Origin of the sequence: Roseibium aggregatum, assembly GCF_014692675.1 — a bacterium.
In the GTDB taxonomy this organism is placed as follows: domain Bacteria; phylum Pseudomonadota; class Alphaproteobacteria; order Rhizobiales; family Stappiaceae; genus Roseibium; species Roseibium aggregatum_C.
This window is the reverse complement of sequence record NZ_JABFCZ010000051.1, coordinates 1-9,839: the sequence shown is the minus strand read 5'-3', so window position 1 is coordinate 9,839 and position 9,839 is coordinate 1. Positions and strand designations below refer to the sequence as shown.

Here is a 9,839-nt window from a genome sequence, read left to right as displayed (position 1 = left end):
CAGGCTGCACACGTTCTTGCCAAGATCAATTCCAAGTACAAAAATCGACATCGGTCCGTTCCTCTCTACCTCAAATACAGAGCAATCCTATCGGATCGCTCCGGAGAGGGGCGGGCCATCCCATAATCACAGCTCAGCTGATTTGATGGGAATCCACTTTGTCAACAGGACCTAAATCAGAGACCGTTCGATAGTAGCCGCTGTGACTATTGGCTGACGACATGCCTCATACCTATTTCCAGCAGTTCCTCAAAGGAACATCATTTGGATTTGTCTCGGCGATCCAGGCGCTCCTGCAGCCAGTCCAGCACCTCCTGCTCGACCCATCCCACCCGGCTGGGGCCTAAAGGGACCCGCTTGGGGAATTGGCCCGCAGCTTCGAGACGGTAAATATGTTGCGGAGAATACAACACCAATTCCCTTACTTGCCGTTTCGACAGGATCCTCATCGCAATGTCTCCCTATTAGAGTACATCCCTATATCCCAGGTTCGCTGAGACGCGGGAGCCCAAAGTAAGTTGGCAGGGTTTCGCACAAAACGACTACCTTCTTCTTTCAACAAAATACGACTGAATTTCTGATCGAAATGATGTTTCGGCATTTCCAGAAAGCCTCCTTCAGATATTAAGCTCTTCAAGAACTTGTCGATTTCAATCTACCTTCTTGCTTCGACATCATGATTGAATTTATTTGATTAATGCCTTCCTTGAGTGCTCGCGGTAGGGAATGTCCGCTTCTTCAGAACAAGGATCGGTCAAAATCGGGAAATTTCTTATATCCTTTATGTACGTTCTAAGGCGTTGTGGGGTCATCCACGCTTGCCGCCATTGTCGGATACGATAGCGTGCGATCGTAGCCCGGCATGAATAATCCAGGTTGTTGCTCTAGTCCGATTTGCACCAGATCAAACAGAACGGACCGCAACTGCTGCCAGGGAAACTCTGCGCAACCTTCAGCATTTTCCCCTTCGCGCAGCACGGCATCGAGCTTGCCCGCGACATCAGCGAGTCTGGTGGCCGGCGCGGCGACCAAGACGTCAAACACACGGTCGGCGGCAATCTGTTCTTCCGACCGCGCTGCCGAATAGCCAATCCGCTCATCCTCGGCGTCCCAGAGGGCCTGATAAACAGTCAGGTCAGCTTCAGTCTTGGCGCATATGGCGCCATCGCTGGATCGTTGCCGAACATCCCCTCGATCTGGTCGGATGAATGGACGGCAACCGTCAAATCCTCATCCGTAAAATGAATTTCCGCGGGAAGGCATCCTGGACCGAATTCAGCAAGAGAAACCTAAACCCGGCACTGATTCCGAACTTCGACGGTCTAGTAAAGAATCCCGTGGACGTATCCGTCCACTGCACCCATACTGATTTAACTTCGCAGCAATCTCTTTTAAAGTAATTGCATGGCAAACTTGTTGTTCTGGATGGGCTTTGGTGCCTTTTTTGGCTGGTGCTACGGTTGGCTTCGTCTTGCTGCAAGTCACGAGCGCGCGATGGAAATCATCCGTGACACGCCCGTTGTTAGCCGGAAGGAGCGCAAGAAAGCAATCGCCTATCAGCGTGGGGTGCGTTTTATCGCAGCACTCGTCCCAAGCATTGGTGGCGCACTTATTGGCGCCACGATTTGGAGCCTTGGTTCATTGCTCACGTCGCTCTTGAATTGAGCGCGGCATCGCCGAAGAAACAATCACGTCAGGAAACCGTCTCGCCGCCTTTCCAGTGCCCGGTTCTGGTGTCGAATAAGGCGTACACCGTAGGCTCTGATAATGAGCCCCGTAATTTCGACAAGCCGACAGGGCGGGAACTGCTGGATCAAATCAGCTACGCCGTCTGTGCCCAGTCGGATACGCTTAGCTCTTCTGGACAAGAAAATTGAAGACACTTTGAGGGAAACGCGGTGTGAACTCGAAGCACCGAAACGGGAGGTCTTTTAGCCTGGGATAGCCTTTAGCATTGTCGTCTTGGTCTTTCCCACCTTCATCTGACCTCATCCCGCCACCGCATCGACCGTCTTTCCTATTTGTGTCTCTCATAACATTTCCGGACCTGCAGTCGCTGGCGTATGCTCGGCTCATGGCGACCGTTCACGATCGTCTCCGATATTGCTTATCCCGTTCGCTCACGGACACACCACATATGGTAATCTGATGTCGCAGGCGTTTGATTTCACAGGTTCATGAAATCAGAATTCGGCTTAGTTTGGCAGGGGACCCACGGGGAAAAACGCGGCCGGCGTTTGATTTGCCCCCGGAACAGGAAAGAACCTGTAGCTGGAGGTCCCTTTGGTGGTTCATGAAGTAAATTTATTGCGTCAGACGGACGGCTTTACGGCCCGGAATTCGTCGAATTGCTTCGGGATCGGGGTCTCGGTGATCCCGCGATCCGTCACCTGAACGAACAATTCGTGATTGGTTTTTGGTTCAGAGCGGATGAGGTGTTTGAGGCGATCGACAAGGTGGGCGCGGCAATCGAAGACGCGAGCGCCATGGTGATCGCGATTGAGCCCGGGGAATTGTACTCGCTTAAGGACTTGAGACGGCGTGCAAGGGATGTCATGGCGGATTGCCCACACTTTGATGCACAGCAAGGCCAACGGCTTTCCAATCCCTATAGCCCGACTGTCCTCGGATCAACCAATATGGAACTGGAAAGAAGTGTCTAGGTGGCTGGCGGAAAAGGGGTTTATCGACCAGTCATATGCCTCAGTGGCCAACTTGATCTTTGCCAAGAACCAACAACTGATCAATGGGAACTTGCCCAACTGATTACAGTGGGATACATTGAACCACAACGTAATCAGGATGATAGTCATGGAGAATGAACGCACTCAAGTTTCCCTCAGACTTCCCTCCGAAATGGTGGCAGACTTCGACAAGATCGCGGCCGGATTGGACAGGGATCGGTCTTGGGTAATGCAGCGGGCCTTTAAGTTCTATCTTGAGCAAGAAGGCCGTGAAATTATTGACGATCTAGATGGGATTGCCGCTCTGGACCGCGGTGAAGGTGTCGATTTCGACGATGTGCTTGATCAGGCTGATGATATCATTGCAACGGCACGAACCAAACCAATAAGGCAGCGTGCTTAATGCCAAGGCGGCGAGCCATCCTCAGTCCGAATGTGCAAAAATGGTTTCTCGAGCAAATTCAATACATCGCTGAACGCAATCCTCAGGCAGCTCAAGATATCGTTGACAGGATGAGACTGCTCAGAGAGCGGCTGGGTGACTACCCTCGACTCGGATCCATTGGTACAATTCCAGGAACACGAAAGGTAGTCCTCAAGCCTTACGTTCTTACAACCCGAGAATTTGGAAACGCTTGTGAAGTAGTGGGAATTCGGCATGTCCGGCAGAAACATGGAATTCGTCCGCAAATAAACCTCCCTCAACCTGATCACTACGCCGATGACAACGACGGCGGAACCGAGATGGATGGTCCTTAGTATGTGGCTAAGCCGTCTGCAGTCATGGACCACCACGGCTTCGGCGGATGCACATGGCGCTTGTTGACCCGCTGTTGTCCTTCCGACCGTGTGGCAGGGATTGGACCCGGCGCCATCCGGCGCTCGTCGCTGCCCATCTCACGCGGCATCTCATGGAACTCGTCGAGGACGTCCCGCCGCTCCGCCCGGGCGATCACCTTGGCCCACTTCATGCGTTCCGGATCAACCAGCCTCAGGATGCGCCGTCGGTGGGCTCGCCTCCATTCGGAGGTGTCGCCAACGATGTCGCCTATGTCTCGGGTCGGGCAGTCCAGGTTCGTCTGGAAACGGCAGCGCCTGTTCCATCGAAACGCTACCCCTGGCCGTTGACCCTATTTCCGCTTCCGGCCCTTGCTCTTCTGTCCAAGCCCCATTTTCTTGGCCAACGCAGACCGCGATGCCGCATAGTTCGGCGCAACCATCGGATAGTCTTGATCAAGACCCCACTTCTTCCGGTATTCCTCTTGTGTCATGCCATATTGGCTCCGCAGGTGACGTTTCAGCGATTTGAACTGCTTGCCGTCCTCCAGGCAGATGATGAAATCAGGTGTGACCGACTTCTTGATCGGCACGGCCGGCTTGAGCGGTTGGGGCTCAGGCCCTGCGGCTTCGGCCGTGGTTTTGAGCAAGGAACCATGAATTTTCTGGATCAGGTTCGGTAGCTCCGCCGAGGCAATCGTGTTGTTGGCGACATAGGCGGAAACAATATCGGCAGTGAGGTAGATAAGGTTAGTTGCATCGGAGTTCTCGGTCATATCTCACCTTATTTCTAAAATAATCACGACGTTTCTAGGCAAATCTTAAGTACAGTTTGCCTGAGTGAAAATACTAAATCGTTACCGCTCCGAACTTTGGTCTCGGTACAAAGCGCCCGCCGCAATAGCGCCTCCTAGATCAGAAAAAGGCCTGTCGAATATTTTGTACTCAAGGCCTGTTTCCATTAATGGCTGACGAACCCCATGCCGAAGACGACGATTAATTGGATCCTAGCCTCGAATCGCTGGCAGCACTGCCGTTACCATTCCGCAGCCGCTTTTCGGACGGCTTTCCATGGACTGCCGGATCCAACCGCACCTCTTGTCTATGTGACTGGACAGCACGCCTCCGGTGCCAGGATGTGGGACCCGCTCCCATTGACACATTGCAGCGGTTCTGGTCCGAGGGCAGTTGGCAACGTGGGCGCCGCAACACCTACTAATTGAAAACAACAGCGCTGCCCGCTCTGACGCTGCGAGCTATGTCTGAAAATGGGCGATGGGGCGTGATAAGGTGGAGGGTCGCGGCGGTGTCGAAGCCTGCCAGCCCCTCCCGGAGCAGCGATACGCCATGAAAGAAGATACCACGATCAGCCAAATTCACCAGCCCGGCTCGATCATCGACCCGCTCGCCGAGATTGCCCGTGACGGTATGCGCCGGATGCTGGCTGCGGCCCTGAAGGCAGAAGCGGCGAGTTTTATTGCCCAGTTTGATGAGGAACGCCTGCCAGATGGCCGCCAGCGCGTTGTCCGGCACGGAAGCGGTCCGGAACGGCTCGACCGGCATCGGGCCTATCCCGATACCGCGCCGGAAGGTGCGCGAAGTGCGGGTTTGGCGGAGCTTGACGTGGCACTTGCCTAGCGCAGCACAGCCCGTCGGGGCAGCATATTAGAAAAATTCGATCCTTTAACCATCTATGATAGCATTTCGACCGTTGTAATTGTTTTTCGGCTCCACACTCGCCCGGGATCTGCCAAGAGAAATCCTGTACCTGAAAAGCCATGACGCGGCACTAAAGGGGATAATGAACACGATTGAAATGCCGGACCGGCTCGCGCAAGACCTCATCATGGACATTCGTCAAAACGACGGAAAGCTTAGCAAAAAGCGTCAGACAGGGATCTTCGAGAAAATGTCGGTCGAGGAAGTTTCAAAATCAGAAGAGATCGTGCAGGACGCATTCGCTGATTTTGACGCTGAATTCGGTTCATAACTGTCGAGACTGTTTTAGTAGGAATGAGTTCACGACTTGTTAGGCGTGGGCATACCGGCCAAGAACGACCCTGAGGTAAAGATCCGGCTCACGCCATGGCAAGGGGCGAAAGCCTACTATTCGCCGTCGAGCGACCATATCCAGATGCCGCATCCTACATCTCTGTCCTCAGCCACGAACATGTTCACGCTGGATAGCGCCAAAGCACCGCGTTGGACGCGATCTTTCGCGCTATCACAAGGATAGCCCGGAACGCGACCGGGAGGAGCTGATCGCAGAACCTGGGATGCTTCCTTTGCGCCGACCTCGGGATCGAGCCCGAGCTCGATCCGCGGCCCGATGATGCCAGCTATCTATACGGCCCTCCGCCGGCCCAGTTCTGCGAAGAGCGGGAGGCGGCCTGATCCTTCCCCTATCGACCACACCTGTGGAGGGCGATGGATGTACGGCAATTTACCGTACAGTTGACGCGTACGCCCATTTCCCGTACATACGTATCCGATTGGGAGTGAAGCGCACTTTAAAAAACACATTCCCAATTAGGGTACATCCAACTTGCTGAAAGGAGACGACAATGTTGGCGTTTGAAGATACGACAGCTTCAGTCGATGAGCCCAAGAGCGCTCGCCTTGAAGCACGCACGCAACCTTCCGTGAAAGACACAATCAATCGCGCAGCCACGCTGAACGGTGTTGACGTCAGTTCCTTTGTCGTAAGCGCTGCCTATAGTGCGGCCCTGTCGACGATAGAAGCGCATAAAGTTACGGTGCTCGAGAGTGAGGCGGACAAAGAGGTGTTCTTTAACGCGCTGGAGAATCCACCCAAGCCGACAAAGCGCCTGAAGAAAGCGTTTGCACAGCGAAAGAAGCTGGTTGCGAATGCCGACTGACCCTGAAAAGCAAGCACCGTTCACAATCCAGCCGTTCGATCCAAAAACACATGATCGGGCGGCTTTTTCTTGTGGTGTCCCGCAGATTGACAATTATCTGAAATTGACCGCGAAGAAGGGGAGCAAGGCTGACGTTGTTCGCATCTGGGTCGTCACAGATGCCGAAAACCATATTGTTGGGTTCTATGGCATTAACATGCATGCCGTAGCTGTCGAAGCCATGCCAGACGCTTACAAAAAGAAGGCCATGAAGCACGGACTGCTTCCGGCCGCTTTTATTGCAATGATCGGTGTCGACCAAGAGCATCAAGGGAATGGTCTAGGCAGCGTTTTGGTCGCAGATGCACTCAACAGGATTGCGCGCGCCTCCGAAGAAATCGGAACGTGCGTGATTATGCTGGATGTCTTTGATGACGGTGACACGGATGCCGTCACAAGGCGAAAGACTTATTACGAAAGCTTCGGTTTCATCCCTCTGCCCGATCAGCCTCTCAGACTGTTTATGCCTGTGGCCACAGCACGTGAAGCGTCTCGATGAATATTGGCCAATGACGACGTTGCCGCAGTTTCAAAAGCAAACGTCCCCCTATGAGGAAGAAGCTTCGAGAGATCATATCGCCATTCATAAGGCAGGTAGCAGCTCAGAGAATAAGCAACCCGATCGATAGTGTTCAGTCCTCCTGGGTTGGCGAGGCGGGAGATGCAAAGAGTGATGAAGACGGTTCGTTTCCATCCTCCGCCTTCGTTTCCGAACCGCTCGCCCGGGAAGCCCGCCCGCGGCGCGCGGGCCGGTCCGGTTCGACCTCCGGCACTCCCTCCTTCCGGGCCTTGGAGAAAGCGCGGTCGCTATCGAGGAAGGCTTCAAGCATGAAGGGGATCAGGTCGGCGACTTTTTCCGACGCACCATAGGTTGCGGCATAAAGCCTCTGATAATCATTGAGCGCCTGGTTAAGACCGGCATCTATTGTGATGGTGATCCGGATCGGTGTGCGATCGGGGAGTTTGGCGAGTTTCAAGTGGGCCATAACAGGTTTTCCTCAGCCTTGGTATGGCTGCAAGATGATGTCTTTCTGGACGACAATGCGCAGCGGCCAACCGGGTCGGATGGTGATGGTGGGCTGGATGTTGAGATTCTTCTCAGTCAGGCGCTGACCCGCCTGTGCGGCATTTTGCTGTGTCGATTCCCGAATGGCGCGCACAACATCGCTTTCATTCGATCCGAAGGTCAATTCCGTCCCGACACCCAAGAGCGTTGCCATGGCGATCCCCTTCATGAGCTGCCAGGTATGATAATCGACGTCATCTGCCAGTCCGGCATAGCCTGCAGAATCGGTGGCCGGTAGATTGTCAATCTCGACGGACCTCCCATTGGGTAAGACGATCCGTTGCCAAACGAGCAGTGCACGGGACTGGCCGAAAGCAACAACGCTGTCATAAGTGCCGATCAGGCGAGACCCTTGAGGGATGAGCAGCGTCGAGCCGGTTGCAGTATCATAGACATTTTCTGTCACCTGAGCCGTGACGAGCCCCGGCAAGTCGGAATTGATTCCTGTGATGAGGCTGGCGGCAATCACGCTGCCCGCCATAACCTGATACGGTGAAGCGGGCGTTTGCAGCACGTGGCGATTGTAGATGCCGCCGGCACCATGCTGTTTCAAAAAATCGAGTTTGCGCTGCTGATTATTCTGGTCCCGATCGGGATCGAGCGCCAAGCGATCGGCATGCGCTGAAGCGTTTGCAGCTGCAGTTGGCATGGGTTTCGCGTCCGCCGCCGATACCTTCGGCCTCAGCCGGTTCTCAATGCGGAAAAACACACCGGCTTCCTTGGCTTGAATTGCTTGGCTCGCAAGGCGCTGTTCAGCAAGAGGCACATTCTCCGCTCCCGGTGCAATGCCAAGTTGGCGCTGGTGTTGAAGGATCGGCCTCCCGAGATCGCCGGGCAGCGGGGGACCCAATTTGGGTATTGAGGGCTGAGCTTGAGAATAATCTGCTGGAAGCGCTGCAAGACTGTCTGGCGTTGGTTTCTTGTCGGTATTGTAAAGTTCTTCGCTGGATTTGCCGATGCGCAAGTTCGGTGTTTGCAGCGCAAGCATCGTAACGCCGAGAAGTCCGCCGGAAGCTATGAAGGCGCCTCCGATCACGATCCCCTTCTTGAATCGAACCAGTTTGCGTTTCGGTCCCCGAAGTTCGAAGGTTTCCTCCTGCTTGGCCGTCATCGCGTGCTCCTTTCATGTCTCAGGAGACTGGCCTGCCGGCGTTTTCGGTCGGTGCGCGAGATGCGCACGACCTGTTGAGGTTTTGTACCAAGCCGAAGTTCGGCAGCGGCAAAAAGGCGGTCGACGATGTAGTAATTGCCGCGCATGCGATAATTGACGAGTTCGTTGCCCCCGTCGGCTCCGACCACGAAGAGCGGCGGCGCCTCGCCCTGGTCGATGCGGCGGGGGAACTCGATATAGACCTTGCGGCCATCGTCGAAGGCGCGCACCGGCCTCCAGGCAGGCGTGTCGCCGGAAATGGCATAGCGGAAGTGGATGTTCTCCAAGGAAAGGTTGGAAGCCACCGGCAAAGCTGCCTTGGCGGCCGTGTTCTGCCGGCGCAAGGCAAGAAGCTGATCGGCGGGATAGGTCCATGAAATTGCCGCCATTGCGGTTTCATTCGTGCTTTCGAGCTGAAGGTGATAGGCACGCCGGTCTGTGGTGATGACCAGATTGGTCTTCAGGTCCGGTGCAAACGGTTTGACCAGTACATGGGTTCGCGCGGTGTCCCCTGCCCCGCTCACCGTGTCGCCAATCACCCAGCGCACGGTGTCGCCGGCGGAAACAGAGGTGAGTCTTTCGCCGGGCTGAAGCCCGATATCGCTGACGCGTTCGGGCGCGGCATAAAGGCGGTAGAGGGCCCCGTCAGTATAGGGATATACCTGGATCGCATTGACGTAGCCGTATTTCGTCGGCTCCTGCGTTGCCGCCTTGTTCGCATCTGCGACGCGCTGGGTGGGTGGGCGGTTGTCTTCGGAACCTTTTCCAGGTTCACGCTGAAGCTGACCGGGCAACGGCAACGCTTTCGGCACCTTCACGATTTGGACCGGCCTTGGAGGCTCCGGCTCTATGGCCGCGGCTTTGAAATCTTCCGCATCATAAGAAACTGCCGGTGGCAATTCCTGGCTGGCACAGGCCGACAAGGCGAACGCGGAGACGGACAGGGTGAGCAGTTTTCTCATTGGGTGGGCTCCTCGGACGATGAGGGGATGGAGACGGGCGGGTTTTGCGGTTCGGATTTCGGCATGTGCGTGTTGAGTTCACGCGACCAGTCGATGGCGCTGACAAAGAGGCCGAGGGGGTTTTTGGCCAAAGTGTCGGCGCTGTGAGGCAGTTGAACGTATGGCCCGCCCCGTCTGCAAGGGGTAATTTGAAGATTGCTCTGTTCAGTCTGCGTCAACGTATCCGGTCTCGGGGTCGAGCCCCGGCCAAGATGGAGATCCGCGCAGTCTGGTCCTCATAAT

15 protein-coding genes and 1 pseudogene are annotated in these 9,839 nt (G+C 55.1%); 10 read left to right on the top strand and 6 right to left on the bottom strand.

Translation table 11 applies throughout. The features are described from left to right. Positions 1–260 precede the first annotated feature (260 nt). Positions 261–449 carry an AlpA family phage regulatory protein gene (locus HK439_RS27420; protein WP_190294372.1) on the bottom strand — a complete coding sequence of 63 codons (189 nt, stop codon included), beginning with the start codon at positions 447–449 and terminating at the stop codon, positions 261–263. A gap of 445 nt (positions 450–894) precedes the next feature. Here HK439_RS27420 and HK439_RS25785 point away from each other — a divergent pair, with 445 nt between their 5' ends. The 5 genes from HK439_RS25785 to HK439_RS27415 all read left to right on the top strand — a co-directional run bounded on the left by HK439_RS25785 (position 895) and on the right by HK439_RS27415 (position 3,443). Continuing rightward, on the top strand, positions 895–1,245 hold the full coding sequence (locus tag HK439_RS25785) for a hypothetical protein (RefSeq protein ID WP_190294371.1): 351 nt from the start codon (positions 895–897) through the stop codon (positions 1,243–1,245). 159 nt (positions 1,246–1,404) lie between these two features. Further along, positions 1,405–1,665, top strand: coding sequence for a hypothetical protein (locus HK439_RS25780; RefSeq protein ID WP_190294370.1), 261 nt, complete (start codon positions 1,405–1,407; stop codon positions 1,663–1,665). Positions 1,666–2,348: 683 nt separating this feature from the next. Next, positions 2,349–2,663 (top strand): hypothetical protein, encoded by a 315-nt coding sequence (locus HK439_RS25775; RefSeq protein WP_190294369.1) that lies wholly within the window; start codon positions 2,349–2,351, stop codon positions 2,661–2,663. Between the two features lie 148 nt (positions 2,664–2,811). Then, positions 2,812–3,087, top strand: a complete 276-nt coding sequence (locus tag HK439_RS25770; protein WP_235988121.1) for a CopG family ribbon-helix-helix protein — start codon at positions 2,812–2,814, stop codon at positions 3,085–3,087. Continuing rightward, the gene (locus HK439_RS27415; protein ID WP_419247604.1) at positions 3,087–3,443 is read left to right on the top strand and encodes a type II toxin-antitoxin system RelE/ParE family toxin; all 357 of its coding nucleotides are present in this window, start codon (positions 3,087–3,089) and stop codon (positions 3,441–3,443) included. The genes HK439_RS25770 and HK439_RS27415 overlap by 1 nt, the downstream gene beginning before the upstream one ends. Here HK439_RS27415 and HK439_RS25760 read toward each other — a convergent pair. Both HK439_RS25760 and HK439_RS25755 read right to left on the bottom strand, forming a co-directional pair. Continuing rightward, entirely contained in the window at positions 3,440–3,655 is a 216-nt protein-coding gene (locus HK439_RS25760; RefSeq protein WP_190294367.1) for a hypothetical protein, read from the bottom strand. The two genes, HK439_RS27415 and HK439_RS25760, sit on opposite strands and share 4 nt — an antisense overlap. Before the next feature lie 159 nt (positions 3,656–3,814). Beyond that, a complete protein-coding gene (locus HK439_RS25755; RefSeq protein WP_190294366.1) occupies positions 3,815–4,237 on the bottom strand; it encodes a MucR family transcriptional regulator in 423 nt (140 codons plus the stop codon). 571 nt (positions 4,238–4,808) lie between these two features. On the opposite strand from HK439_RS25755, the gene HK439_RS25750 reads away from it, so the two are divergent. The 5 genes and pseudogenes from HK439_RS25750 to HK439_RS25735 all read left to right on the top strand — a co-directional run bounded on the left by HK439_RS25750 (position 4,809) and on the right by HK439_RS25735 (position 6,878). Then, positions 4,809–5,099 (top strand): hypothetical protein, encoded by a 291-nt coding sequence (locus HK439_RS25750; protein WP_190294365.1) that lies wholly within the window; start codon positions 4,809–4,811, stop codon positions 5,097–5,099. A 163-nt stretch (positions 5,100–5,262) separates the two neighbouring features. Further along, positions 5,263–5,451, top strand: coding sequence for a hypothetical protein (locus HK439_RS25745; protein WP_190294364.1), 189 nt, complete (start codon positions 5,263–5,265; stop codon positions 5,449–5,451). A 102-nt stretch (positions 5,452–5,553) separates the two neighbouring features. Next, positions 5,554–5,807: pseudogene (locus HK439_RS27045) on the top strand (zincin-like metallopeptidase domain-containing protein); the annotation flags it as partial. A 218-nt stretch (positions 5,808–6,025) separates the two neighbouring features. Next, the gene (locus HK439_RS25740; RefSeq protein ID WP_190294363.1) at positions 6,026–6,340 is read left to right on the top strand and encodes a DUF1778 domain-containing protein; all 315 of its coding nucleotides are present in this window, start codon (positions 6,026–6,028) and stop codon (positions 6,338–6,340) included. Beyond that, on the top strand, positions 6,330–6,878 hold the full coding sequence (locus HK439_RS25735) for a GNAT family N-acetyltransferase (protein WP_190294362.1): 549 nt from the start codon (positions 6,330–6,332) through the stop codon (positions 6,876–6,878). Before HK439_RS25740 ends, HK439_RS25735 begins: the two co-directional genes overlap by 11 nt. Before the next feature lie 133 nt (positions 6,879–7,011). On the opposite strand, the gene HK439_RS27410 is transcribed toward HK439_RS25735, so the two are convergent. Genes HK439_RS27410 through trbG form a run of 3 tightly spaced genes read right to left on the bottom strand, consistent with a single transcriptional unit; the run spans position 7,012 to position 9,557 of the window. Further along, positions 7,012–7,365, bottom strand: coding sequence for a DUF2274 domain-containing protein (locus tag HK439_RS27410; RefSeq protein ID WP_190294361.1), 354 nt, complete (start codon positions 7,363–7,365; stop codon positions 7,012–7,014). 12 nt (positions 7,366–7,377) lie between these two features. Beyond that, positions 7,378–8,556: a TrbI/VirB10 family protein gene (locus tag HK439_RS25725; protein ID WP_190294360.1), complete on the bottom strand. Its 1,179-nt coding sequence runs from the start codon at positions 8,554–8,556 to the stop codon at positions 7,378–7,380. Further along, the gene (gene trbG, locus HK439_RS25720; RefSeq protein WP_190294359.1) at positions 8,553–9,557 is read right to left on the bottom strand and encodes a P-type conjugative transfer protein TrbG; all 1,005 of its coding nucleotides are present in this window, start codon (positions 9,555–9,557) and stop codon (positions 8,553–8,555) included. The genes HK439_RS25725 and trbG overlap by 4 nt, the downstream gene beginning before the upstream one ends. Positions 9,558–9,839 lie beyond the last annotated feature (282 nt).